The organism is Afifella pfennigii DSM 17143, from assembly GCF_000688515.1.
Lineage (GTDB): Bacteria > Pseudomonadota > Alphaproteobacteria > Rhizobiales > Afifellaceae > Afifella > Afifella pfennigii.
Map to the genome: position 1 here is coordinate 126,479 of NZ_JHZK01000006.1, position 24,202 is coordinate 150,680.

Consider the following 24,202-nt stretch of genomic DNA (forward strand, 5'->3'; position numbering starts at 1 on the left):
GATGTTGAGCTGGCCGATTCTTTCCACCATCACCTTCCTGCCGCTGATCGGCGCCGGGATCATCTTCTTCTTCATCCACGGCGACGAGGAGGTTCACCGCCGCAACATCCGCCATGTCGCGCTCGGCGTGACGGTGGTTACCTTCCTCGTCTCGCTGCTCTTGTGGATTGGCTTCGACCCGGAGAATCCGGGCTTCCAGTTCACCGAGGAGGCGGCCTGGCTCGGCGGCTATATGAGCTACCGGATGGGCGTCGACGGCATTTCGATGCTGTTCGTCATCCTGACGACCTTCCTGATGCCCTTCGCCATCCTGGCGAGCTGGTCGGTGAAGACGCGCGTCAAGGAATACATGGTCGCCTTCCTGGTGCTGGAGACGCTGATGATCGGGGTCTTCTGCGCCCTCGATCTGGTGCTCTTCTACCTGTTCTTCGAGGGCGGCCTCATCCCCATGTTCCTCATCATCGGGGTCTGGGGCGGGGCGCGGCGCGTCTATTCGGCCTTCAAGTTCTTCCTCTACACGCTGCTCGGCTCCGTGCTGATGCTGCTCGCGCTGATGGCGATGTTCTGGGAGGCCGGCACGACGTCGATCCCGGATCTGCTCGCCCATTCCTTCCCGGCGGGGATGCAGACTTGGCTGTGGCTCGCCTTCTTCGCCTCCTTCGCGGTGAAGATGCCGATGTGGCCGGTGCATACCTGGCTGCCGGACGCGCATGTGGAGGCGCCCACGGCCGGTTCCGTCATCCTGGCGGCGATCCTGTTGAAGATGGGCGGCTACGGCTTCCTGCGTTTCTCGCTGCCGATGTTCCCGCTGGCGAGCGCCGATCTTGCCCCGCTCGTCTACGCGCTCTCCGTCATCGCCATCATCTACACCTCGCTGGTGGCCCTGGCGCAGGAGGATATGAAGAAGCTCATCGCCTATTCCTCCGTCGCCCATATGGGCTTCGTGACCATGGGCATCTTCACGGTGACCATGCAGGGCGTGCAGGGCGGCATCTTCCAGATGCTCTCGCACGGCCTCATCTCCGCGGCGCTCTTCCTTTGCGTCGGTGTCGTCTACGACCGGCTGCATACCCGCAAGATCGAGGCCTATGGCGGGCTGGTGGAGCGCATGCCCTGGTTCGCCTTCGCCTTCATGGTCTTCACCATGGCCAATGTCGGCCTGCCCGGCACGTCGGGCTTCGTCGGCGAGTTCCTGACGTTGATCGGCACGTTCCGCATCAATTCCTGGGTGGCGATCTTCGCCACGACGGGCGTCATCTTCTCCGCCGCCTATGCGCTCTGGCTCTATCGCCGGATGATTTTCGGCCGGCTTGAGAAGGAAAGTCTGAAATCCATGCTCGACCTGTCGCAGCGCGAGAAGCTGCTGCTCGTCCCCTTGGTCGTGCTCATCATCTTCTTCGGCGTCTATCCCCAGCCGCTTATGGACGTGACGGCTGCGTCGGTGGAGAACCTTGTCACGCAGGTGGAGGCCGCCCGCGCAAGCGCCACCTCGGCCGCTATGCTCGGCGAATAAGGAGAGCGCGCTGATGGAGCTTGCGGTCCTGCCCACCCTTACGCCGCTTTTCGCCGAGATTGTGCTCGCCGCCGGCGCGCTGTCGCTGCTCATGTTCGGCGTTTTCGCCGGCGAGCGCTCGGCGCCGACGGTCACGGGCATCTCGATCGGGCTGTTGGCGATCGCCCTCGTTCTCGTCCTCTTCGGCGGAGCCGACGGCGAGACCTTCAACGGCGCCTTCGTGCAAGACAGCTTCTCGCGCTTCATGAAGGCGCTGACGCTGATCGCCTCCGGCGTCGCCATCGCCATGTCGGTCGGCTATGCGCGCCAGGCCGGATTCCAGCGCTTTGAGTATCCGATCCTCATCCTCATCGCCACGCTCGGCATGCTGATGATGATCTCCTCCAACGACATGATCAGCCTCTATCTGGGGCTGGAGCTGCAGTCCTTGTCGCTCTACGTCTTGGCCGCCATTCACCGCGATTCGGTGCGCTCCACCGAGGCGGGCCTGAAATACTTCGTCCTTGGCGCGCTGTCGTCCGGCATGCTGCTTTACGGCGCCTCGCTGGTCTACGGCTTCACCGGGCATACCGGCTTCACCGAGATCGCCGCCGCGGTGAGCGAGGACGGCCGCTCCATCGGCCTTGTCATCGGCCTCGTCTTCGTCATGGCCGGCCTCGCCTTCAAGATTTCCGCCGTCCCCTTCCATATGTGGACGCCCGATGTCTATGAGGGCGCGCCGACGCCGGTGACGGCCTTCTTCGCCGCCGCCCCGAAGGTCGCCGCCATGTCCTTGACGGTGCGCGTGGTGATGGATGCCTTCGCCCCGGTCACCCCGGACTGGCAGCAGATCGTCACCTTCATCGCCATCGCCTCCATGGTGCTCGGCGCCTTTGCCGCTATCGGCCAGAGCAACATCAAGCGGCTGATGGCCTATTCCTCCATCGGCCATGTCGGCTACGCGCTGGTGGGGCTTGCCGCGGCCTCGCCCTCCGGCGTGCAGGGCGTCATCATCTATCTGGTCATCTACGTGCCGATGACGCTTGGCGCCTTTGCCTGCATTCTGGCGATGCGCCGTCGCGGCCAGATGGTGGAGGACATCGATTCGCTCGCCGGCCTGTCGCGGACCCAGCCGGTGACCGCCTTCTTTCTCGCCGCCATCATGTTCTCGCTGGCCGGCATCCCCCCGCTCGCCGGCTTCTTCGCCAAATACTATGTCTTCCTGGCGGCGATCGAGGCGGGCCTTTATGCGCTTGCGGTGATCGGCGTCGTCTCCAGCGTCGTGGGCGCCTTCTACTATCTGAGGATCGTCAAGCTGATGTACTTCGACGAGCCGGAGGCGAGCTTCGAGGCGATGCCGACGGAGCTGAAGACGGTTCTCGGCATTTCCGGCGTCTTCGTCATCTTCTTCGTGTTCTTCGCCTCGCCGGTCGTGGTGGCAGCCGGCAACGCCGCCAGCAGTTTCTTTTAGAAGCATGCCGTTCGCGCTTGGGCCCAGGGCTGCGGCTGACGGCTATCGGCTGGCCGCCTATGACACCGTTGGCTCGACCAGCGCGGAGGCGATGCGGCGTGCCCGTGAGGGCGATCCCGGCCGTCTGTGGGTGGTTTCGTCGGAACAGACCGCCGCGCATGGCCGCCGTGGCCGGCCCTGGTCGACGCCGCGCGGCAATCTTGCCGCCAGCCTGCTCTTGGTGCTGCCGCGCCTTGCCCATGCCGCCAATCTCGGCTTCGTTGCCGGGCTGGCGCTGCATCGCGCGCTTGGCGCCGCCGCGCCCGGTCTGGATATCTCCGTCGGCCTCGACGCGGCGGGGAGAGGCGAGGGCGGCGAGCGCGCCAGGCTGGCGCTCAAATGGCCGAACGATCTCCTTCTCGACGGCGGCAAGCTGGCCGGCATCCTGCTGGAGGCCGGCGACCTCGATGGCGGGCTGAGTGCCGTCGTCATCGGCATCGGCGTCAATGTCGCCCATGCGCCGACGGGTCTTCCCTATGCGGCGACCTCGCTGGCGCAGGAGGGCGCGCCCGCCTCGGCCGAGACCGTGTTTGCGGCGCTGTCCGACGCCTGGGTGGAGGAGGAGGCGCTCTGGGCCGGCGGGCGCGGCTTCGCCGATATCCGCCGTGCCTGGCTTGAGCGCGCCTCCGGCATCGGCGAGGCGGTCGCCGTCCAACTCGGCGGCGAGGTCATCCGTGGCACCTTCGACACCATCGACGAGGATGGCCGGCTTCTGGTGCGCACCTCGGCGGGCGAGCTGCGCGCCATTGCGGCGGGCGAGGTGCATTTTTCCGCTGCCGCGACGATGAGGACCTGATGGCGGGCAAGACGAGCGACAAGCAAGGCGATCTCGTTTTCCTCGCCCTCGGCGGCGTCGGCGAGATCGGCATGAACCTTGCCGTCTACGGCCTCGGCACGGGTCGGCGCCGGCGCTACATCGCCGTCGATATGGGCGTGGCCTTCGGCCATGAGAACCTGCCGGGCGTGGAAGCCGTCCTGCCCGATATCGCCTGGCTGGAGGAGCGGGCGGATCGGTTGGAGGCGATCTTCGTCACCCACGCCCACGAGGACCATTTCGGCGCGCTCTTCGATTTCTGGCCGCGCTTCAAGGTGCCGGTCTATATGACGGCCTTCGCCGCCGGGCTTCTGGAAGCCAAGCGCGCCGGCGAGCCGGGGGCGCCGGACATTCCCGTCACCGTGGTGCGCCAGGGCGAGCGTGTGAGCGCCGGCCCGTTCGAGGTCGAATACGTCCCGGTCTCCCATTCCATTCCCGAGCCGAACGCGCTCGTCATCCGTTCCTTCGCCGGCACGGTCCTGCATTCGGGCGACTGGAAGATCGACCCCACCCCCGGCCTCGGTCTTCCCATCGACGAGGCGCGCCTTGCCGCCATCGGCGAGGAGGGGGTGCATGCGCTCGTCTGTGATTCCACCAATGCCGTGCGCGAGGGCATCAGCCCGAGCGAGGCCGATGTCGCCGAGGTCCTGAAGGACATCATCGCCAAGGCGCGTCACCGCGTCTGTGTCACCACCTTCGCCAGCAATGTGGCGCGGCTGAGGGCGGTGGCGGAGGCGGCGGCCGCCGCCGGGCGCGACGTGGTCATCGTCGGACGCGCCATCCAGCGGGCCGTCGATGTGGCGAGCGAGCTCGGCTATCTCGACGGCCTGCCACCCTTCCTGCGCCAGGACGCCTATGGCTACCTGCCGCGCGACAAGGTCGTGGCGCTGATGACCGGCAGCCAGGGCGAGCCGCGCGCCGCCCTGGCGCGTATCGTCTCCGGCGACCATCCGGCGGTGGCGCTTTCGGCCGGCGACACGGTGATCTTTTCCTCCCGCACCATCCCCGGCAACGAGCGGGCGGTGAACGCCATCATCAACGGCCTTATCGATCTCGGCGCCGAGGTCATCACCGATCGTCTCGGCCTCGTCCATGTCTCCGGCCATCCGCGGCGCGAGGAGCTGCGGCGGCTCTATGATCTGGTGAAGCCGCAGGTGCTCGTTCCCGTCCACGGCGAGGCGCTGCATCTGCACGAGCACGCCAAGCTGGGGCGCGCCGCCGGCATCGGCGAGGTCGTGGAGGTGAGGAATGGCGACCTTGCCCGCCTGTGGCCCTCGCCTGGCGAGGTGCTGTCGAAGGTGGGTGCCGGCCAGCTCTACCGCGACGGCCGCCTGCTCCTGGAGCCGGAGCGCAGCGGCGTGGAGGAGCGGCGCAAGCTGGCCTTCGCCGGCGCCGTCTTCGTCTCTCTGGTGATGACGGAGAAGGGCGCCGTCGCCGACGATCCGGAGCTCGTCCTGGTCGGCCTGCCAGGCCGCGACGGCGAAGGCGAGCCCATGCAGGCGCTCCTGGAGGACGTCGTCGACGAGACGGTGGAGCAATTGCCGAAGCCCAAGCGCCGCGACGAAGCGAGCCTGCGCGAGGCGGTGCGGCGCGCCGTGCGTAGCCAGGTGGGGCAGATTTGGGGCAAGAAGCCTTTCGTCGCCGTCACCGTCAGCTACATGTGAGGAACCTCATGCTGGGCCGCCTCAACCACATCGCCATCGCCGTTCCTGACCTTGAGGCCGCCACCGCGCTCTATCGCGACACGCTCGGCGCGAAGGTCTCCGCGCCGCAGGCGTTGGCCGAGCATGGCGTCACCGTCGTCTTCGTGAGCTTGCCCAACACCAAGGTGGAGCTTCTCGCCCCGCTGGGCGAGGCCTCTCCCATCGCCGCATTCCTGGAGCGCAACCCGGCCGGCGGCATCCATCATATCTGCTACGAGGTCGCCGATATCCTGGCCGTCCGCGATCGCCTGCGCGCCGAAGGCAAGCGCGTTCTCGGCGACGGCGAGCCGAAGATCGGCGCCCATGGCAAACCGGTGCTGTTTTTGCATCCGAAGGATTTCGGCGGCACTCTTGTCGAGCTGGAACAGGCCTAAGAGGCTCCCATGTCTCTCGTCGCCGCCATCGCCATCTATTTCGTCATCTGGTGGCTCTGCCTCTTTGCTGTGCTGCCCTGGGGCGTGCGCAGCCAGGAGGAGGAAGGCGGCGTGACGCTCGGCACCGAGCGCGCGGCGCCTGAAAGGCCGGGCATGGGCAGGAAGCTCCTCGTCAACTCGCTCCTGGCGGCCGTCGTCTTCGCCTTGGTCTATGTGGCGATTGCCGTTTTCGGCCTGACGCTCGAAGACTTCGTGATCTGAACGAGAAACGTGATCTGAACGAGAAAGCTGCCAGCGTCGCCAGGAACTTATCCCGGCTCGATAAATGAAAAAAGGCAAGGCCACGGCCTTGCCCTTGAATTCAGTTGGCTTTTGCCTTCTACCCCCTCTCTTGGCGGAGGAGGGAAGTTACCGTTTCCTTCCTAGACCGGCCGCCTTAGCTGCGATCTATCATCGCATGAGGCGGGCGGCACATTATCGGAGCGTCACCGTCTTGTCACCACTCCTCCACGAAGTTTGCGCGTTTTTTAATCTGTGGCTGCACACGCGCCTTGCAGGCGCCTCAGCGGGGGGCAATGCGGGACGGCCGCTTGCCAAGCGATGCGCGATACGGTTTGTGTGCCCCACCATTTCCCTGACCTCGGATTGCTAAGAATGCGGCTCTCCCGATACTTCCTGCCCATCCTCAAGGAAGACCCGAAAGAGGCGGAGATCGTCTCCCACCGCCTGATGCTGCGCGCCGGCATGATTCGCCAGCAGGCCGCCGGCATCTATTCGTGGCTGCCGCTCGGCAAGCGCGTCCTCGACAAGGTGAACGCCATCATCTGTGAGGAGCAGAATCGCGCCGGGGCGCAGGAGATTTTGATGCCGACCATCCAGTCGGCCGATCTGTGGATCGAGAGCGGGCGCTACAACGATTACGGCCAGGAGATGCTGCGCATCAGGGACCGTCACGACCGGGCGCTGCTTTACGGCCCCACCAACGAGGAGATGGTCACCGACATCTTCCGCGCCCATGTGCGCTCCTATCGCGACCTGCCGCTCAACCTCTATCATCTGCAATGGAAGTTCCGCGACGAGGTGCGTCCGCGCTTCGGCGTCATGCGCTCGCGCGAATTCCTGATGAAGGACGCCTATTCCTTCGACCTCGATCTGGAGGGCGCCCGCGCCTCCTATAACCGCATGTTCGTCGCCTATCTCAGGACCTTCCACCGCTTCGGCCTGAAGCCGGTCCCGATGCGCGCCGAGACCGGGCCGATCGGCGGCGATCTCTCCCACGAATTCGTCATTCTGGCGGAGACCGGCGAGAGCGCGGTCTATTGCGACAGGAACCTCCTGGACTTGCCCATCCCCGGCGAGGACACCGATTTCACGCGCGATCTGTCGCCCGTCATCGATGCCTGGACCGGCGCCTACGCGGCGACCGACGACATGCATGACGAGGCGGCCTTCGGCGAGGTTCCCGAGGAGCGGCGGGTTTCGGCGCGCGGCATCGAGATCGGCCATATTTTCTACTTCGGCACCAAGTACTCCGAGCCGATGCGAGCGCTGGTGGCGAATCAGGAGGGCGAGATGGTGCCCGTCCATATGGGCTCTTACGGTATCGGCCCGACCCGCGTCGTCGCCGCCATCATCGAGGCGAGCCACGATGCGGCCGGTATCGTCTGGCCGAAGAGCGTGGCGCCCTTCGATGCGGGGCTCATCAATCTGAAGCCCGGCGATGAGAAGACCGACGAGATCGCCGACGGGCTTTTGACCCGTCTGGAGCGGGCGGGGCTGGAGGTCCTCTACGACGATGTGGAGGCGCGCGCGGGCGCCAAATTCGCCAGCATGGATCTGATCGGCCTTCCCTGGCAGGTCGTCGTCGGCCCGCGTGGCGCCGCCGCCGGCGAGGTGGAGGTGAAGGACCGCGCCACCGGCGAGCGCGAGACGCTGTCGCTCGATGCGGCGGTCAACCGCCTCGTCCACGATAAGGCCTGAGGCGCGTCTTGAGCGAGACGGCGGCAAGCGGCGCGGGGACGGAGGCAGGGGCGGCTGCGGCCACACGGCCCTTTTCCGCCTTCGAGTGGATGCTGGCGCTGCGCTATCTGCGCCCGCGCCGCAAGGAAGCCTTCATCTCCGTCATCGCCGGCTTCTCCTTCCTCGGCATCAGCCTGGGCGTCGCCACGCTGGTCATCGTCATGGCGGTGATGAACGGCTTCCGCGCCGAACTGCTCGACAAGATCCTCGGCATCAACGGGCACCTCATCCTGCAGCCGATCGACCGCCCGCTCACCGACTACGACGCCGTGGCAAAGCGCGTCTCCGGCGTGCCGGGCGTCGTCGCCGCCCTGCCTTTGGTGGAAGGCCAGGCGCTCGCCTCCGGGGCGACCAGCGGCGGCTCCGGCGTTCTGGTGCGCGGTTTGCGCGCCGCCGACCTCAAGAAGGTGCCGGGCGTTGCCGGCAATCTTCAGGCTGGAGGCCTCGACGATTTCGATGTCGCCGGCGGCGTTGCCATCGGCTCGCGGCTTGCCCAGTCGCTGGGGCTCTTTGTCGGCGACAACCTCACCCTCGTCTCGCCGCGCGGCGCGGTCACGCCCATGGGCGTGGCGCCGCGGGTGAAGGCCTATCCGGTCAGCGCCATCTTCGAGATCGGCATGTCGGAATACGATTCCACCTTCGTCTTCATGCCGCTCGCCGAGGCGCAGGCCTATTTCAATCAAGGCGAGGAAGTCGGGGCGATAGAGGTCTATCTGGACGATCCCGACGATGTCGGCGACATGCGCGAGGTGATCGAGGAGGCGGCCGCGCGGCCGATCTATTCCACCGATTGGCGACAGCGCAACGTGACCTTCTTCTCCGCCCTTGAGGTGGAGCGCAACGTCATGTTCATCATCCTGACCTTGATCGTCCTGGTGGCGGCGCTCAACATCATCTCCGGCCTCATCATGCTGGTGAAGGACAAGGGCCACGACATCGCCATCCTGCGCACCATGGGCGCCACGCAAGGCGCGATCCTGCGCATCTTCTTCATCACCGGCGCCTCCATCGGCGTGGTCGGCACGCTCTTCGGCATCGTCCTGGGCACCATCGTCTGCGCCAATATCGAGACCCTGCGCCAGGCGGTGACGTGGATCACCCGCACGGAGGTCTTCTCGCCGGAGCTTTATTATCTCTCCCGCCTGCCGGCCGATATGGACGTCGCGGAGACGACCTCCATCGCCGTCATGGCGCTCGTCCTGACCTTTCTGGCGACGCTCTATCCCGCCTGGCGGGCGGCGCGGCTCGATCCGGTCGAGGCGCTGCGCTACGAATGAGCTCCTCCTCACAGCCCGCGCTGCGTCTTCAGAAGGTGGAGCGTGTCTATCGCACCGCCGCGGGCGATCTGCCGGTCCTGCGCGGCGCCGATTTGGCGCTTTATCCCGGCGAATTGGTCGCTCTTGTCGCCCCTTCCGGGGCCGGCAAGTCGACGCTTCTGCACCTTGCCGGTCTCCTGGAGCGGCCCGATGGCGGCGACGTCTACATTGCCGGCACGGCGGCCGGCGGTCTCGACGATCACGCCCGCACCGCGCTGCGCCGCACCGAGATTGGCTTCGTCTATCAGTTCCACCATCTCCTGCCAGAATTCTCCGCCCTGGAGAACTGCGTCATCCCGCAGATGATCGCGGGCCTGTCGCGGCAGGAGGCGAGCGAGCGGGCCCGCCAGCTTCTGGCCTATCTGAGGATCGATCAGCGGGCCGAGCATCGCCCGGCCGAGCTTTCCGGCGGCGAGCAGCAGCGCGTCGCCATCGCCCGGGCCTTCGCCAACGCGCCGCGGCTGCTTCTCGCCGACGAGCCGACCGGCAATCTCGATCCCAAGACCTCCGACCGCGTCTTCGAGGCTTTCGCGACCTTGGTGCGCGAGACGCGCCTTGCCGGCCTCGTCGCCACCCACAATCTGGCGCTGGCCGCCCGCATGGATCGCACCGTGACGCTGCGCGAGGGGCTGATCGTGCCCTATGAGGACGGCTGACGGCCAAGCGCCGCGCGAACGCGCCGGCCGCCTCACATCCGCTTGAAGTCCCGCCTCCTGCCCTGGAAGCCGGTTGGCGAGGGGCTAGGTCGTTAAGCAGGATGGCTGACCTTCGCACCATACGGCCTTTTCTTGCCGCTTTCCTGTCGCTTTGGGCCGCTTTGCTTGTGGCGGCCGGCGCGGCTGCCTCGCCGGCGGCCTGGGAGGCGCTGCGCCAGCCCGGCGCGGTGGCGATGATGCGCCATGCCTTGGCGCCCGGCACCGGCGATCCGGCCGGCTTTCGCCTTGGCGATTGCGCCACGCAGCGCAATCTCAGCGATGCCGGACGCGCGCAGGCGGGCGCCATCGGTCGCGCCTTCCGCCAGAACGGCATTGAGATCGATCGGGTGCTCACCAGCGAGTGGTGCCGTAGCCGCGAGACGGCGGAGCTCCTCGGCCTTGGCCCGGTGGAAGAGTTCCAGCCGCTCAATTCCTTCTTCCGGGACCGCGGCAAGGGCGCCGGCCAGACCGAGCGGCTGCGCGCTTTCCTTGCCGGACGGAGCGGGCAGGGGGCCCTCCTTCTGGTGACGCACCAGGTGAACATCACTGCCTTGACCGAGGTCTATCCGGCGTCCGGCGAGGTGGTCGTCGTCGAGATGGACGAAGACGGGCGCGTCGAGGTGGCGGGGAAGATCAGCATTCGCCCCTGACGGGCTTGCCGCGCGGCGGGCGGCCACGACGACAAGAAGGACATGACGACGAGAAGGCCACGACGGCAAGAAGGCCACGACGACAACAAGGAAAGGGAGAAAAGCTGATGCGATCGTTTTTCCTGGCAGCGATGTTGGCGCTGTCCCTGCCGCTTGCCGGCGCCTTTGCCGACCTTGCCCGGGCCCATCACGGCTGGGGCTGGGCGACCGATGAGGAGTTCCAGCTCACCGGTACCATTACCGGCAAGCGCCTCGGCAACCCGCATGGCGAGCTCACCTTGCAGGCCGATGAGGCCGAATGGCTGGTGGAGATCGGCCAGCCCTGGCGCAACGAGCGCGCCGGCCTCACCGAGGATGTGCTCGCGAACGGCACGGAAGTCACCGTGCACGGCCACCGCTCGGCCCGGCAAGGCGAGCGGCTGATGAAGGCGGAGCGTCTCGTCATCGCCGGCAAGGAATACGACCTTTATCCGGGCCGGACCTCGTAGCCTCATGCAAGGTTCTGGCGAGGTGAACGCCCGCCTCTTCGGCAGCACGGCGTGTCGGCGGCCTTAGCGGCCCTTGAGGCGCTGCCTCTCGCTGCGGCGCTGCGCGATTCCGTCTGGGCCTATCCGCTCGTCAACGCGGCCCATATCCTCGGCATCGCGCTGCTCTTCGGGGCGATCGCACCGCTGGATCTGCGCCTGCTCGGTGCCTTTTCCCGTGTCGATGTCGCTGGCCTGACGCGCATTCTCGTCCCGGTCGCCGTCTTCGGCCTCGTGCTCGCGGCCGCCGCCGGAAGCCTCCTCTTCGTGACCGATGCGCGCGACTACGCCGGCTCGCGCTTCTTCCAGGCGAAGATGCTTGTCGTTCTCCTCGCCGTGGCGAACGCCCTTGCCCTGCGCCTTGCGCCTTCCTGGCGAGCCTTGCGCCGGCCGGGCGGCGACCTCTTCCCCGTCGCGGCCCCCGTCGCCGAAGGCCCCGGCCTGGTCGTCCGCCTTGCCGCCGCCCTTTCTCTTTTCTTGTGGCCGACGGCGATCCTTCTCGGTCGCCTGGTCGGCTACTTTTGAGCCCGCGGGGCGCGCCCCAAGAGCCTGCTGAGACGGCCTCGCGGCTGGCGCCGAGGCTTGCCGGGCTGGCGCCTTGCGATCCCTGTCCCACGCCTGCTCCGCTCCCGCGCAAGAGGCCTTTCGCCGCCAAGACCCAAGGCGCAAGCCTCGCACGCCCGCGAACCGATAGGCTCTTGCAAGGGTATGGTTGACAAGGAGGATGGATGAGAACAAAATAAAAACAAAGAGGGAGTGAAAAATGAATACATGGGCTTCTGAAGCGCTTGCCTTGGCCGCTACCGCCGTTTTCACGGGCAGCCTCTATCTTCTGAGCTTGGGGCTTTTCGCGCCGCTGTAGTCGGCTTGCCGGTGCGCGGCTGACGCTGCCGTGTCGGGTGGGGAAGCCTCCGCCCGGTTTCAGTCGGCGAGCGTCATCGTCTCTACGGAGAGGATGGTCGGCAGATGCTCGGCGAGGCGCTGCCAGCTCTCGCCTTCATCGGCGCTGGCATAGAGCGAGCCGGTATTGGTGCCGAAATAGACGCCGGCCGGGTCGAGCGCGTCCGTCGCCATCGCCTGGCGCAGGACGGCGAAATAGACATGGCTCTGCGGCAGGCCGTTGCGCATCGCCTGCCATGAACGACCGGCATCGCGCGAGCGCCAGACGGCGGCTGCGCCTTCCGGCACGTAGCGGCCGGCGATGTCGCCGTTGAGCGGCACGAAGAACACTGTGTCGGGATCGCGCGGATGCGTTGCGACCGGAAAGCCGAAGGAGGAGGGCAGGCCTTGCTCGATGCTTTCCCAGGCTCGGCCGCCATCCTCGCTGCGGTACATGCCGCAATGGTTCTGCTGGTAGAGCCGCTCGCCCTTGCCCGGCGCCTTGGCGAGATTGTGCACGCACTGGCCGAAGGCGGGATAGCGCTGCTCTTGCGGCAGGTAATCGGCGCGCGTGCCTTGATTGCGCGGCTCCCAATTCCTGCCCCCGTCGGCGGAATGAAACACGCCCGCGGTGGAGATGCCGACCCAGATCCGTGCGTCATCGGCCGGGTCGACGACGATGGAATGCAAGGTCAGCCCGGCGCCGCCCGGCGCCCATTGGGGCCGTGTCGGATGCGCCCTCAGCCCCGTCACATGCTGCCAGCTCTCCCCGTCATCCGCGCTGCGGAAAAGCCCGGCCGGCTTCACCCCGGCATAAAGCGAACCATTGGCCGGGCAAAGGCTCCATACCGACTGGATCGCCTCCTCATCCTCCCTCTCGCCCTCGCCGTCATCGAAGGCAAGGCCATCGCCCGAGCGCGTCCAGCTTTGGCCGAGATCGGCCGATTTCCACCCATCGAGGCCCACCCATGCATGGCCGCCGCCGGCATAGATCGTCCCGCTTGCCGCATCGCCGACGACATGGTTGATCGGCCAGGCCTCGCAGAAGGGGCCCTTCAGCGCGAAGTCGCGCCGCGCCGCGTCGCTGGTGAGGATGAAGACGCCCTTGGTCGTGCCGATAAGAAGGACAATCCCGGTCATGGCGCCCACCTTCCACCTTGCACCGGCTCGGCTTCCGGCTGCCCTTTGGCCACCTGCGGCCGTTTGTCGTCTGGCTCGACCGCGCCGTCGCAGTGCATTATATTGATATCAACGTATTTGCAGCATGTCAAAAAGCTCCGAGCTCACCGGCGGGCCCACCCCCGAGCCTACCTTTGCCACCACGCGCGAAGTCCGCGACACGTGCCTGTGCCTCTTCGTGCAGCGGACGGCGCGCGCCCTTGCACGCCGCTTCGACGCGGCGCTGCGCCCGCTCGATCTCACCAACGGCCAGTTCTCGCTGCTGATGTCGCTCAACAGGCCGCAGCCGCCTGCGCTCGGCGAGGTGGCGGAGCTTCTTGCCATGGACCGCACGACGTTGACGGCAAATCTCAAGCCCCTGGAGCGGCGCGGCCTCGTCGCGGTGGAAAGGGGGCGGGACGACCGCCGTCGCCGCCATCTGCGCCTGACGGCGGCCGGACATGCGCTGCTTGGCGAGGCGGTGCCGATCTGGCGCCGCGAGCATGCCGCGCTCGAAGACCTCCTGTCGGGCGGCGAGGCGGCCCGGCTGCGCGCCGAGCTTGTGGCCCTTTCCTGAATTCTCCGGCGACGTCGGGCAATAGCGGGGAAATCGGGCCGCAAGCCTCGCCTTGCTCCGGGCGAGCTTTTATCAAGGATGCGCCACGGGGAGGGATTCGCATGCCGGACGGACCGGGCTTCATCCATCTCAATTGCCATTCCGCCTATTCGCTGCTGGAAGGCGCCCTCCCGGTCAAGAAGCTCATCGACCTTGCCGTCGCCGCCGAAATGCCGGCGGTCGGTGTCACCGATACCGCCAATCTCTTCGGGGCCCTGGAGTTTTCCGAGAAGGCGGCTTCTTGCGGCGTGCAGCCGCTTGTCGGTTGCAAGCTTCCCGTCTGTCTGGCGCCGCCTGCCGTCCCCAACGGCCGACGCGAAACCTGGCGCGCCGCGGCGCACGAGCATCTCTTTCTGCTCGCCGCCGACGAGGCTGGCTGGCAGAACCTCGTTGCTCTGGTCACGCAGTTCTATCTCGGCGGCGACGGAGCCGGCCTGCCGTTGACGCCGGCTTTGCTTGCCGAGCATGGCAAGGGGCTGATTGCGCTGACCGGCGGCCATGACGGCGTTCTCTACCCCTCCTTCGCCGCCGGCCGGCCGGAGGATGCGGGCGCGCGCCTTGCCGCGCTTTTGCCCATCTTCGAGGACCGCCTCTATCTGGCGGTCGAGCGGCATGGCATGGCGGCCGAGCGTATCGGCGAGGCCGGCGTGTTGGAACTCGCCTATGCGGAGGGCGTGCCGATCGTCGCCACCAACGAGCCCTTCTTCGCCTCCGCCGACGATTATGAGGCGCATGACGCGCTGCTCGCCGTTGCGGAAGGCCGCGTGCTTTCGGAGGACGATCGCCGTCAGCTGACACCCGCCCATGCCTTTCTCTCCGGTGCGGAGATGCGGGCGCGCTTTGCCGATCTTCCCGAGGCGCTGGACAATACGGTCGAAATCGCCCTGCGCTGCCTCGTCCGGCCGAAGACGCGAGCCCCCATCCTGCCGCGCTTCGTCAAGGAAGAGCGCGTCGGCGAGCTTGTCGACGAGCAGGCCGCCGAGGCGCTGGAGGCGGCCGAGCTCCGCCGCCAGGCCGAGGAAGGGCTTGCGCAGCGTCTTGAAAAGCTCGGCCTGGCGCCTGGCCTTGATGAGGCCGATTACCGCGACCGGCTGGAGACGGAACTCTCCATCATCGAGCGCATGCGCTATCCGGGCTACTTCCTCATCGTCGCCGACTTCATCAAATGGGCCAAGGAGCGCGGCATCCCGGTCGGGCCCGGGCGCGGCTCCGGCGCCGGTTCCGTCGTCGCCTGGGCGCTCACCATCACCGATCTCGATCCGCTCCGCTTCGGCCTCCTTTTTGAGCGCTTCCTCAACCCGGAGCGCGTGTCGATGCCCGATTTCGACATCGATTTCTGCCAGGAGCGGCGCGACGAGGTGATCGCCTACGTGCAGTCGCGCTACGGCGCCGACCAGGTGGCGCAGATCATCACCTTCGGCACGTTGCAGGCGCGCGCGGCGTTGCGCGATGTCGGCCGTGTGTTGGAAATGCCCTACGGCCAGGTCGACCGGCTGTGCAAGCTGGTCCCGGCGGATCCGGCCAATCCCGTCTCCCTCGCCCAGGCCGTCGCCGACGAGCCGCGCTTTGCCGAGGAGGTGGAGCGCGAGCCGGTCGTTGAGCGTCTCATCGACATCGCCACGCGTCTGGAGGGGCTTTATCGCCATGCCTCCACGCATGCGGCCGGCATCGTCATCGGCGACCGGCCGCTGCATGAGCTGGTGCCGCTTTATCGCGATCCGCGCTCGCCGCTTCCCGTCACCCAGTTCAACATGAAATGGGTGGAGCAGGCCGGCCTGGTGAAGTTCGACTTCCTCGGCCTGAAGACGCTGACCGTCCTCGATCGCGCCTGCCGGCTCCTGGCCAAGCGCGCTATCGAATGCGATCTCGCCGCCCTGCCGCTCGACGATCCGACCACCTATCGGATGCTCGCCCGGGGCGAGACGGTCGGTGTCTTCCAGTTGGAAAGCCAGGGCATGCGCCGTGCCCTCGTCGGCATGCGTGCCGACCGCTTTGAGGACATCATCGCCCTCGTCGCCCTCTATCGGCCCGGCCCGATGGACAACATCCCGACCTACAACCGCCGCAAGCACGGCGAGGAGGAGCCGGACTACCTGCTCGCCGAGCTGGAGCCGACCCTGAAGGAGACCTACGGCGTCATCATCTACCAGGAACAGGTGATGCAGATCGCGCAGACCCTCTCCGGCTATTCGCTCGGCGAGGCCGATCTTCTGCGCCGCGCCATGGGCAAGAAGATCAAGGCGGAGATGGACGCCCAGCGCGAGCGCTTCGTGGAGGGTGCCAAGGCGCGCGGCGTCAAGGCGGCGGACGCGGCCATGGTGTTCGACCTCGTCGCCAAATTCGCCAGCTACGGCTTCAACAAGTCGCACGCCGCCGCCTACGCGCTCGTCGCCTTCCAGACGGCCTATCTGAAGGCGAATTATCCGGCCGAGTTTCTTGCCGCCTCCATGACGCTGGACATGGGCAATACCGACAAGCTGTCGGAGTTTCGCCTGGAGGCCAAGCGCCTCGGCATCTCCGTCCTGCCGCCGGACATCAACCGCTCCGGCGTCGTCTTCGACGTGGAGGAGGGCGCCATCGTCTACGCCCTTGCGGCGCTGAAGGGCGTCGGCCATCAGGTGGTGGAGCATATCGTGGAGCGCCGCGGCGACAGGCCCTTTGCCGGCCTTGCCGATTTCGTCGCCCGCACCGATCCGCGCCTCATCGGCCGGCGCGCCCTGGAATGCCTCATCCAGGCCGGCGCTTTCGATTCCATGCGGCTCGACCGGGCGACGCTGTTTGCCAATGTCGCCCGCCTGGTGCGCAGCGGCTCTGAGCACCATGCCCGCCGCGAAGCCGGTGTCGTCGACCTTTTCGCCGCGCCGAGTGACGCCCCCGATCTGACGCTCTTGCCGGCCGATCCCTGGCCCAAGCCGGAACAACTCATGCGCGAGCTCGCCGCCGTCGGCGACTATCTCTCCGGCCATCCGCTCGATGCCTATGCCGAGGTCGTCGCCAAGAAGGGCGGCAGGAGCTGGGAGGATTTCGCCGTTTCGGTGCGCCGCATGGGCTCCGGCGCGGACCTTGTCGCCGCCACGCTGGTGCGCAAGCAGGAAAAGCGCACCCGTTCCGGTGGCCGCATCGGTATCCTGACGCTCTCCGATGCCTCCGGACAGTTCGAGGCGGTGCTCTATCAGGAGAGTTTGGTGGAATGGCGCGACCGGCTGGAGCCGGGCCAGTCCTATCTTCTGCGCCTTTCCGCCGAAGCTGAGGACGAAACGGAAGATTTGCGCGTGCGCGTTCTCGGCGTGGAGCCCCTGGAAGAGGCGGCGGCGCGTCTGTCGCGCGCCCTGACCGTCTATCTGGAGGAGGGCGGTCAGGTGGAGCGCGTGGCAAGCCATCTTGCCGGAACCGGCGAGGCCAGCGTCTCCTTCGTCCTGATGCGCCGCGCCGAGCGCCGGGAGATTGAGATCCGTTTGCCGGGTCAGTACCAGGTCACACCGCAGGTTGCGAGCGCCATCAAGGCGATGCCGGGCGTCGTTCACGTAGAGCTTCAGTAGACGCGGCAAGCGCCCGGCCGGCGCGGCGGAACTGTCCTTCTCCCTGGCGCGGGGACGCGGGGCTGCGGCCAGGCCGGCTTGCATTCCTTTCCGCGTTGCACCATTTCACCGTTGCAAAAACGCGCCCTTGCACGTATAGGGCCGCCCATCACACACGCAGGGCTGACTCATGCTCCTTGGCGAGCATCCGGTGGCGGTTCGCCGTCTTACCCCTGCGGAGGCATAACCGGAGACGAATATGGCGCTTCCTGATCTTTCCATGCGCCAGCTCTTGGAAGCTGGCGTTCATTTCGGTCATCAGTCACATCGCTGGAACCCGAAGATGGCTCCCTACATCTTCGGCGAGCGCAACAACATCCACATCATCGATCTCGCCCAGACCGTGCCGATGTTCTATCGGGCGCTGCAGGCGGTCAGCGATGTTGTCGCGCAGGGCGGGCGCGTTCTCTTCGTCGGCACCAAGCGTCAGGCTTCCGATGTGGTTGCCGATTCGGCGCGCCGCTCGGCCCAGTATTACGTCAATTCCCGCTGGCTCGGCGGCATGCTGACCAACTGGAAGACCATCTCCAACTCCATCCAGCGGCTGAAGACGCTGGAGCAGATGTTGGAGGAGGGCGTCCAGGGCCTCACCAAGAAGGAGCTGCTTTCCTTGACGCGCGAGCGCGAGAAGCTGGAGCGCGCGCTTGGCGGCATCAAGGATATGGGCGGCATCCCGGATTTGCTCTTCGTCATCGACACCAACAAGGAATCGATCGCCGTCGCCGAGGCGCGTCGCCTCAACATCCCCGTCGCCGCCGTCGTCGACACCAATTCCGATCCTGAAGGCATCTCCTATCCGATCCCGGGCAACGACGATGCCGGTCGCGCGCTGGCGCTCTACTGCGATCTGGTGGCGCGCGCGGTTCTGGACGGCATCTCGCGCGGCCAGGGCGATATGGGCATCGATCTTGGCGCCGCCGAGGAGGTGAGCGAGGCTGCGCTGGAAGAGCAGGCGGAGTTCGAGCCTCCCGAGGCCGGGCCGGTGACGGAGGAAAGCGCCGCCAATCGCGAGGTGCTTGAGGCGGCCGAGGCTGAGGGCGCCGATCCCGATCCGCAGTCCGACGTACAGGCCGACAAGGCGCCGCCTTCGCCGGGCCATGCGGCGCCGCAGGCCGGCGCCGGCGAGGCCGCTGACGAAGAGCCGCTGTTTGAGCGGCCGGAGGGCGAGCCGGACGATCTGAAGAAGATCACTGGCATCGGCCCGAAGGTGGAGGAGCGGTTGAACGCTCTCGGCATCATCAAATTCGCCCAGGTCGCAGCGCTGAAGAAGGCCGAGATCGAGCGCCTCAACGATTCGCTTGGCTCCAAGGGTCGCGTGGAGCGCGAGGATTGGGTCGCCCAGGCCAAGGCGCTTGTGAAGGAACAGAAGGCGGCCGACAAGGCGGCCTGAGACAGGAAAGAGGACCGATCGATGGCTGTTACGGCCCAGATGGTGAAGGAGCTGCGCGACAAGACCGGCGCCGGCATGATGGATTGCAAGACCGCGCTGACGGAGACCGGCGGCGACATGGAAGCGGCGGTCGACTGGCTGCGCGCCAAGGGTCTTGCCAAGGCCGCCAAGAAGGCCGGCCGCGTGGCGGCCGAGGGCCTTGTCGGCATCGCCGAGGCCGCCGGCAAGGCGGCGTTGGTGGAGGTGAATTCGGAGACCGATTTCGTCGCCCGCAACGAGGTGTTTCAGGCATTGGTGCTGCAAATCGCCGAGGCGGCGCTCGCCACCGACGGGTCGGTGGAGGCGGTGAAAGCCGCCAAGATGCCGGACGGCTCCGGCAAGGATGTGGAGACCGCGCTCACCGATGCGGTCGCCACCATCGGCGAGAACATGATCCTGCGCCGGGCCGCGGTCGTTTCCGCCGAGCCGGGCGTCGTGGCGAGCTACGCGCATGCCGCGGCCGCGCCTGGGCTTGGCAAGATCGGCGTCCTGGTGGCGCTTCAGTCCAATGGCGACAAGGACAAGCTGGCTGCCTTCGGCCGCCAGATCGCCATGCATGTCGCCGCCGCCAATCCGCTTTCGGTCGATATCGATGGCCTCGACGCCGACACCGTGGCGCGCGAGCGGGCCGTGTTTGCCGAGCAGGCGCGCGAATCGGGCAAGCCGGCGCAGATCATCGACAAGATGGTCGATGGCCGCATGCGCAAATTCTATGAGGAATCGGTGCTTTTAAAGCAGGCCTTCGTCATGGATCCCGATCGCCCCGTTGAGGCCGCTTTGGCCGATGCGGAGAGGGATGCGGGCGCCGCGATCGCCATTACCGGCTTCGCCTGCTTCCGCCTCGGCGAAGGTGTGGAGCGCGAGGAAGAGGATTTCGCCGCCGAGGTTGCCGCCGCCGCCGGCGGACGCTGAGGGGCAATCGTAAGGCCTGCGGCGCTCGCCGGGGCCGCAAGGAGGAGGATGCGCGTGCCAAGGCGCATGCCGTCAAGAGGATTGACGCGCCCATGAGCGGCCGGCCGCGACCCAAACGCGTTCTCCTCAAGCTTTCCGGCGAGGCCCTCATCGGCTCGCAGGCCTTCGGTATCGACGATGGCACCGTGCGGCGCTTTGCCGAAGAGATCGCCGCCGTGCGCAACGCCGGCACCGAGCTTGCCCTCGTCATTGGCGGGGGCAACATCTTCCGAGGCATGGCGATCGCCGCCCAGGGCGGCGACCGCGTGACCGGCGACCATATGGGCATGCTCGCCACGGTCATGAACGCGCTCGCCGTGGAGGCGGCGCTGGAAAGGCTCGGCATCGCCGCCAGGGCGATGTCGGCGATCGAGATGCCATCCATCTGCGAGACCTATATCCATCGCCGCGCCGCCTGGCATATGGACGAGGGCAGGGTGGTGGTGCTCGCTGGCGGCACCGGCAATCCCTTCTTCACCACCGATTCGGGGGCGGCGCTGCGCGCGCTGGAGCTGGAATGCGACGCGCTCTTGAAGGGCACCCAGGTCGACGGCGTCTATTCGGCCGATCCGCGGCTTCATCCCGACGCCAAGCTCTACGACCAGGTGACCTTCAAGGAGGTCATTGAGAAGGGTCTGGCCGTCATGGACACGGCGGCATTCGCCCTTGCCCGCGATAACGGCTTGCCGATAATCGTATTTAACATTCACGAGCCAAGGGCGCTCGCCCGCATCATCGCCGGCGAGCCGGTCGGAACGCTGGTTTCGGACGACGGCCTGGGCTGATTCTTCCGGGGGAAGACATATGAGTTCTGGGGTAGATTTTAAGGATCTGAAGCGGCGCATGGACGGGGCGGTTTCGGTTCTGCGTACCGAGCTTTCCGGCCTGCGCACCGGTCGCGCATCGCCGCAGCTGCTCGATCCGATCACGGCCTCGGCCTATGGTTCGCAGATGCCGATCTCCCAGCTTGGCACCGTCAGCGTGCCGGAGCCGCGCATGCTTTCCGTCCAGGTCTGGGATCAGTCGCTCGTCGGCGCCGTGGACCGGGCCATTCGCGATGCCAATCTCGGCCTCAACCCGATCGTGGAGGGCAATCTGTTGCGCATCCCGATTCCGGAGTTGAACGCTGAGCGTCGTCAGGAAATGGTCAAGGTCGCGCACAAATATGCCGAAAGCGCGCGTGTGGCGGTGCGCCATGTGCGCCGCGACGGCATGGAAGCCTTGAAGAAGCACGAGAAGGAAGGCGGCGTCAGCCAGGACGAGAGCCGCGTCGAGGGCGAGCGCATCCAGAGCCTGACGGACGAGCATATTGTCGCGATCGACGAGATGCTCGCCCAGAAGGAAAAGGAGATCATGCAGGTCTGACGGGCGGCCGGGCTCCCGCTGCGACAACAGGGAGGCCTGCCTCGGCCGCGGCAGCTTGATAGGCCGCCTCTGCGGTGCGGCAAAGAAAGACCCCATCGGGGCGAGAATCGCTCTACCATCAGGCGTTGAATGCGCCTGGAGAGGCGGCAGGGAAGGTGATGGGCAAGGTAGCGCAGATCGAATCGTTGCCGCTCACCGAATCCGGCGGCGAGATACCCGTTCATGTGGCCATTATCATGGATGGTAATGGCCGCTGGGCGGCAGCGCGCGGCCTGCCGCGGATCGAGGGCCACCGGCGAGGCGTGGAGGCGGTTCGCCGCACCGTGCGCCATGCCGGCAGGCGGGGTGTCAAGGCCCTGACCCTTTTCACCTTTTCCTCGGAGAATTGGTCGCGGCCGAAGTCGGAGGTGGAGGATCTCTTCAACCTCCTGCGTTTCTTCATCCGCAACGACCTGGCCGAGCTGAAGGCCAACGGCGTCAGGATCAAGGTGATTGGGCGCCGCGAGGGCCTGCCGCCCGATATCGGCGATCTGGTGCGCGAGGCGGAGAGCGAGACGGCCGCCAATCAAGGCCTGACCTTGCAGGTCGCCTTCAATTACGGTGGCCGCGACGAACTCGTGCGTGCCGCGCGGCTGGTCGGGGAGAAGATGCTCGCCGGCGCCATCGACCCGGCCGATGTCAACGAGCGCATCTTCGAGGAGCACCTCGATACCGCCGGGATCTGCGATCCCGATCTTCTGATCCGCACCTCCGGCGAGGCGCGGATCTCCAATTTCCTGCTGTGGCAGCTCGCCTACACCGAATTCGTCTTCTTGCCCGTCTGCTGGCCTGATTTCGATGAAACCGAGTTCGATGCGGCGATCGCTGAATTCCATAGCCGCGAACGTCGATTCGGAGGGCTTTTTCATGGTTGAAGAGACGCAAACGGCTGCAACGCAAGAGACGTCGACGACGGGTTCGTCGACAGGGGAACCTCCGCGCTCCCCACGGGAGGTGCAGATCCGCACCATCTCTGCCCTGCTTCTGTTGCCGCTCGCCATCATTCCCGCATGGCTGGGCGGCGTCTGGTTTCTGGCGCTGATTCTCGCGCTCGCCGCTATCGTTTACGTGGAATTCACCCGCATGACCGGCGCCGAGACGCCGCTCGCCTGGCGTATCGGCATGGGCGCCTTGATGGCCTTCGCTCTCGTCATCGCCACGGGGGGCTTCTTCTGGGGAGCGGTGATCTTGCTGCTGCTGCCGCTCTTGACGATCCCGATGATCAGCAGTGGCACGATCGTCTTTGAGGAAGGGCTGGAAGATCCCGCTGCCGATCGGCGCCCACGATGGCTTGCCCTGGGCGTGCTTTATGCCGGACTGCCGAGCGCCGCGCTCCTGGCGCTGCGCGCCGATCCCGAAGTAGGCCTCTTGGCGATCTTTTTCGTCTTTCTGATCGTCTGGGTCACCGACATCAGCGCCTTCTTCGGCGGCAGGTCGCTCGGCGGGCAGAAGCTGGCCCCCGGGATTTCGCCCTCCAAGACGATCTCCGGGGCGCTCATCGGCCTTGGCGCCGCGGTGATGACCGGCATCGTCTTCGCGCTCTTCACCCGGGCGGGTCTGGTTGCCGCCATTTTCGCCGCTGTGGTCCTGTCGCTTGCCGCCCAGGCCGGCGACCTTGGAGAATCCTGGCTGAAGCGACGTTTCGGCGTGAAGGATACCGGCAACCTCATACCCGGCCACGGAGGCTTCATGGATCGTGTCGACGGGCTGTATGCGGCCGCCATAGCGGCCGTCATCCTCGCCTTCATGGGCCTTAGCGAGCCGCTTCCCGGCTGAGAACCGTAGCCTTGCAAAGCACCGTATCCATCCTCGGCGCGACCGGCTCGATAGGCGAGAGCGCCGCCGATATCCTGGAGCGCGACCGGCGGCTCGGCGCCGGCGCGCGTTTCAGGGTCCGCGCCGTCACCGCCGGCACCAAGGTGGCCGAGCTTGCTGCCGTGGCCCGGCGGCTGGGCGCCGAGATGGCGGTCATCCGCGATGTCGGAAGCTATCGCGCCCTCAAGGAAGCGCTCGCCGGCACCGGGATCGACGTTGCGGCCGGCGAGGAGGCTGTCTGCGAGGCGGCGGCCCTTCCGGTCGACAGGCTGATCTCGGCGATCGTCGGCGCGGCGGGCGTTGCTCCGACGGCTGCCGGGATTCGCGCCGGCAACGATGTGGCGCTTGCCAACAAGGAATGCCTTATTTGCGCCGGCGCCGCCTTCATGGCGCTGGCGCGCCAGATGGGCGTGCGCATCCTGCCGGTCGATTCGGAGCACAACGCCATTCACCAGCTCCTCGCCGGCCACGATCCGGCGGCCATCGACAAGCTCGTCCTCACGGCTTCCGGCGGCCCTTTCCGGGCCAGAAGCGCGGCAGATCTGGCGCGGGTCACCGTGGAGGAGGCGCTGTGCCATCCCACCTGGTCGATGGGCCCGAAGATCACCATCGATTCGGCAACCTTGATGAACAAGGGCCTGGAGCTCATTGAGGCGCATCACCTTTTCGCCTTTCCGCCGGAGCAGCTCGACGTCCTCATCCATCCGCAATCGAAGGTGCACGCCTTCATCGTCTTCCGCGACGGCTCCTGGCATGGCGAGCTCGGTGCGCCCGATATGCGCCGGCCTATCGCCTATTGCCTCAACTGGCCGGAGCGTGCGGAGACGGCGACCAGCCATCTTGATCTTGCCGAGATCGGCACGCTGTCCTTCGAAAAGCCGGACATGCAGCGTTTCCCCGCCTTGCGCATCGCGCGTGAGGCATTGGCGCGGGGCGGGGGCTCCACGACGGTGCTGAATGCGGCCAACGAGGTTGCCGTTGCCGGCTTCCTGGGACGTCAGATATCCTTCATGGCGATCCCGGCCCTCGTGGAGGAGGTGCTGGAAGCCGCCGACAGGGCCGGCCTGCTGCACGAGCCGGAAAGCGTCGAGACGGCGCTGGCGCTCGATGGGCGGGCGCGGCAATTGGCCAAGCTGCGTCTGACGGAGGCCGCCTAGCAGGCTGCTAAAATGGCGGCTGAAACGGCAAGAGGATGCAAAGGAGCGGCCAAGGGGCGGCGCGGGGGCGCCGCGCCGATGCCCGCTCCAGGGGCGCCGCAAGGCGGCTTGCGGCCGT

The 24,202-nt window shown here is 66.7% G+C and carries 22 protein-coding genes; 21 read left to right on the top strand and 1 reads right to left on the bottom strand.

The window, feature by feature from the left end; all coding sequences use genetic code 11:
• Position 1: 1 nt before the first annotated feature.
• The 12 genes from Q331_RS0107165 to Q331_RS0107220 all read left to right on the top strand — a co-directional run bounded on the left by Q331_RS0107165 (position 2) and on the right by Q331_RS0107220 (position 11,622).
• A complete protein-coding gene (locus Q331_RS0107165; protein WP_026380116.1) occupies positions 2 to 1,513 on the top strand; it encodes an NADH-quinone oxidoreductase subunit M in 1,512 nt (503 codons plus the stop codon).
• Positions 1,514 to 1,526: 13 nt separating this feature from the next.
• Complete coding sequence (nuoN, locus tag Q331_RS0107170) at positions 1,527 to 2,963, top strand: NADH-quinone oxidoreductase subunit NuoN (RefSeq protein ID WP_026380117.1); 1,437 nt, start codon at positions 1,527 to 1,529, stop codon at positions 2,961 to 2,963.
• Between the two features lie 91 nt (positions 2,964 to 3,054).
• Positions 3,055 to 3,798 carry a biotin--[acetyl-CoA-carboxylase] ligase gene (locus tag Q331_RS0107175; protein ID WP_322786493.1) on the top strand — a complete coding sequence of 248 codons (744 nt, stop codon included), beginning with the start codon at positions 3,055 to 3,057 and terminating at the stop codon, positions 3,796 to 3,798.
• The gene (locus Q331_RS0107180) at positions 3,798 to 5,480 is read left to right on the top strand and encodes a ribonuclease J (protein ID WP_026380119.1); all 1,683 of its coding nucleotides are present in this window, start codon (positions 3,798 to 3,800) and stop codon (positions 5,478 to 5,480) included. Before Q331_RS0107175 ends, Q331_RS0107180 begins: the two co-directional genes overlap by 1 nt.
• A gap of 8 nt (positions 5,481 to 5,488) precedes the next feature.
• Positions 5,489 to 5,893: a methylmalonyl-CoA epimerase gene (gene mce, locus Q331_RS0107185; RefSeq protein ID WP_026380120.1), complete on the top strand. Its 405-nt coding sequence runs from the start codon at positions 5,489 to 5,491 to the stop codon at positions 5,891 to 5,893.
• Positions 5,894 to 5,902: 9 nt separating this feature from the next.
• Entirely contained in the window at positions 5,903 to 6,154 is a 252-nt protein-coding gene (locus Q331_RS0107190) for a DUF1467 family protein (protein WP_026380121.1), read from the top strand.
• 393 nt (positions 6,155 to 6,547) lie between these two features.
• Positions 6,548 to 7,873 carry a proline--tRNA ligase gene (proS, locus tag Q331_RS0107195; protein WP_026380122.1) on the top strand — a complete coding sequence of 442 codons (1,326 nt, stop codon included), beginning with the start codon at positions 6,548 to 6,550 and terminating at the stop codon, positions 7,871 to 7,873.
• Between the two features lie 89 nt (positions 7,874 to 7,962).
• Positions 7,963 to 9,189, top strand: coding sequence for a lipoprotein-releasing ABC transporter permease subunit (locus Q331_RS0107200; RefSeq protein ID WP_084174864.1), 1,227 nt, complete (start codon positions 7,963 to 7,965; stop codon positions 9,187 to 9,189).
• Entirely contained in the window at positions 9,186 to 9,884 is a 699-nt protein-coding gene (locus Q331_RS0107205) for an ABC transporter ATP-binding protein (protein ID WP_026380124.1), read from the top strand. The genes Q331_RS0107200 and Q331_RS0107205 overlap by 4 nt, the downstream gene beginning before the upstream one ends.
• A gap of 101 nt (positions 9,885 to 9,985) precedes the next feature.
• The gene (locus Q331_RS0107210; protein WP_210164920.1) at positions 9,986 to 10,573 is read left to right on the top strand and encodes a histidine phosphatase family protein; all 588 of its coding nucleotides are present in this window, start codon (positions 9,986 to 9,988) and stop codon (positions 10,571 to 10,573) included.
• A 107-nt stretch (positions 10,574 to 10,680) separates the two neighbouring features.
• Positions 10,681 to 11,061, top strand: coding sequence for a DUF6152 family protein (locus Q331_RS0107215; RefSeq protein WP_034491364.1), 381 nt, complete (start codon positions 10,681 to 10,683; stop codon positions 11,059 to 11,061).
• A 51-nt stretch (positions 11,062 to 11,112) separates the two neighbouring features.
• The gene (locus Q331_RS0107220; protein ID WP_026380127.1) at positions 11,113 to 11,622 is read left to right on the top strand and encodes a hypothetical protein; all 510 of its coding nucleotides are present in this window, start codon (positions 11,113 to 11,115) and stop codon (positions 11,620 to 11,622) included.
• 396 nt (positions 11,623 to 12,018) lie between these two features.
• Here Q331_RS0107220 and Q331_RS0107225 read toward each other — a convergent pair whose 3' ends face one another.
• Positions 12,019 to 13,116: a WD40/YVTN/BNR-like repeat-containing protein gene (locus Q331_RS0107225; protein ID WP_026380128.1), complete on the bottom strand. Its 1,098-nt coding sequence runs from the start codon at positions 13,114 to 13,116 to the stop codon at positions 12,019 to 12,021.
• Positions 13,117 to 13,240: 124 nt separating this feature from the next.
• Here Q331_RS0107225 and Q331_RS0107230 point away from each other — a divergent pair, with 124 nt between their 5' ends.
• The 9 genes from Q331_RS0107230 to dxr all read left to right on the top strand — a co-directional run bounded on the left by Q331_RS0107230 (position 13,241) and on the right by dxr (position 24,084).
• Positions 13,241 to 13,711, top strand: coding sequence for a MarR family winged helix-turn-helix transcriptional regulator (locus tag Q331_RS0107230; protein ID WP_026380129.1), 471 nt, complete (start codon positions 13,241 to 13,243; stop codon positions 13,709 to 13,711).
• A 101-nt stretch (positions 13,712 to 13,812) separates the two neighbouring features.
• Positions 13,813 to 17,289 (top strand): DNA polymerase III subunit alpha, encoded by a 3,477-nt coding sequence (dnaE, locus tag Q331_RS0107235; RefSeq protein WP_026380130.1) that lies wholly within the window; start codon positions 13,813 to 13,815, stop codon positions 17,287 to 17,289.
• A gap of 238 nt (positions 17,290 to 17,527) precedes the next feature.
• Complete coding sequence (locus tag Q331_RS0107240; RefSeq protein ID WP_026380131.1) at positions 17,528 to 18,718, top strand: 30S ribosomal protein S2; 1,191 nt, start codon at positions 17,528 to 17,530, stop codon at positions 18,716 to 18,718.
• 21 nt (positions 18,719 to 18,739) lie between these two features.
• On the top strand, positions 18,740 to 19,669 hold the full coding sequence (tsf, locus tag Q331_RS0107245) for a translation elongation factor Ts (RefSeq protein WP_026380132.1): 930 nt from the start codon (positions 18,740 to 18,742) through the stop codon (positions 19,667 to 19,669).
• Positions 19,670 to 19,761: 92 nt separating this feature from the next.
• Entirely contained in the window at positions 19,762 to 20,493 is a 732-nt protein-coding gene (gene pyrH, locus Q331_RS0107250; RefSeq protein ID WP_026380133.1) for a UMP kinase, read from the top strand.
• A gap of 19 nt (positions 20,494 to 20,512) precedes the next feature.
• Complete coding sequence (frr, locus tag Q331_RS0107255; RefSeq protein ID WP_026380134.1) at positions 20,513 to 21,073, top strand: ribosome recycling factor; 561 nt, start codon at positions 20,513 to 20,515, stop codon at positions 21,071 to 21,073.
• 158 nt (positions 21,074 to 21,231) lie between these two features.
• Positions 21,232 to 21,987 carry an isoprenyl transferase gene (locus Q331_RS0107260; RefSeq protein WP_051630771.1) on the top strand — a complete coding sequence of 252 codons (756 nt, stop codon included), beginning with the start codon at positions 21,232 to 21,234 and terminating at the stop codon, positions 21,985 to 21,987.
• Between the two features lie 79 nt (positions 21,988 to 22,066).
• Positions 22,067 to 22,888: a phosphatidate cytidylyltransferase gene (locus Q331_RS0107265; RefSeq protein WP_026380136.1), complete on the top strand. Its 822-nt coding sequence runs from the start codon at positions 22,067 to 22,069 to the stop codon at positions 22,886 to 22,888.
• An 11-nt stretch (positions 22,889 to 22,899) separates the two neighbouring features.
• A complete protein-coding gene (gene dxr, locus Q331_RS0107270) occupies positions 22,900 to 24,084 on the top strand; it encodes a 1-deoxy-D-xylulose-5-phosphate reductoisomerase (RefSeq protein WP_245615534.1) in 1,185 nt (394 codons plus the stop codon).
• Positions 24,085 to 24,202: the final 118 nt, after the last annotated feature.

Coding starts and splice junctions, on each gene's coding strand:
- Q331_RS0107165 (WP_026380116.1), top strand. CDS start 2: ATGTTGAGCTGGCCGATTCTTTCCACCATCACCTTCCTGCCGCTGATC.
- nuoN (WP_026380117.1), top strand. CDS start 1,527: ATGGAGCTTGCGGTCCTGCCCACCCTTACGCCGCTTTTCGCCGAGATT.
- Q331_RS0107175 (WP_322786493.1), top strand. CDS start 3,055: ATGCGGCGTGCCCGTGAGGGCGATCCCGGCCGTCTGTGGGTGGTTTCG.
- Q331_RS0107180 (WP_026380119.1), top strand. CDS start 3,798: ATGGCGGGCAAGACGAGCGACAAGCAAGGCGATCTCGTTTTCCTCGCC.
- mce (WP_026380120.1), top strand. CDS start 5,489: ATGCTGGGCCGCCTCAACCACATCGCCATCGCCGTTCCTGACCTTGAG.
- Q331_RS0107190 (WP_026380121.1), top strand. CDS start 5,903: ATGTCTCTCGTCGCCGCCATCGCCATCTATTTCGTCATCTGGTGGCTC.
- proS (WP_026380122.1), top strand. CDS start 6,548: ATGCGGCTCTCCCGATACTTCCTGCCCATCCTCAAGGAAGACCCGAAA.
- Q331_RS0107200 (WP_084174864.1), top strand. CDS start 7,963: ATGCTGGCGCTGCGCTATCTGCGCCCGCGCCGCAAGGAAGCCTTCATC.
- Q331_RS0107205 (WP_026380124.1), top strand. CDS start 9,186: ATGAGCTCCTCCTCACAGCCCGCGCTGCGTCTTCAGAAGGTGGAGCGT.
- Q331_RS0107210 (WP_210164920.1), top strand. CDS start 9,986: ATGGCTGACCTTCGCACCATACGGCCTTTTCTTGCCGCTTTCCTGTCG.
- Q331_RS0107215 (WP_034491364.1), top strand. CDS start 10,681: ATGCGATCGTTTTTCCTGGCAGCGATGTTGGCGCTGTCCCTGCCGCTT.
- Q331_RS0107225 (WP_026380128.1), bottom strand. CDS start 13,116: ATGACCGGGATTGTCCTTCTTATCGGCACGACCAAGGGCGTCTTCATC.
- Q331_RS0107230 (WP_026380129.1), top strand. CDS start 13,241: ATGTCAAAAAGCTCCGAGCTCACCGGCGGGCCCACCCCCGAGCCTACC.
- dnaE (WP_026380130.1), top strand. CDS start 13,813: ATGCCGGACGGACCGGGCTTCATCCATCTCAATTGCCATTCCGCCTAT.
- Q331_RS0107240 (WP_026380131.1), top strand. CDS start 17,528: ATGGCGCTTCCTGATCTTTCCATGCGCCAGCTCTTGGAAGCTGGCGTT.
- tsf (WP_026380132.1), top strand. CDS start 18,740: ATGGCTGTTACGGCCCAGATGGTGAAGGAGCTGCGCGACAAGACCGGC.
- pyrH (WP_026380133.1), top strand. CDS start 19,762: ATGAGCGGCCGGCCGCGACCCAAACGCGTTCTCCTCAAGCTTTCCGGC.
- frr (WP_026380134.1), top strand. CDS start 20,513: ATGAGTTCTGGGGTAGATTTTAAGGATCTGAAGCGGCGCATGGACGGG.
- Q331_RS0107260 (WP_051630771.1), top strand. CDS start 21,232: ATGGGCAAGGTAGCGCAGATCGAATCGTTGCCGCTCACCGAATCCGGC.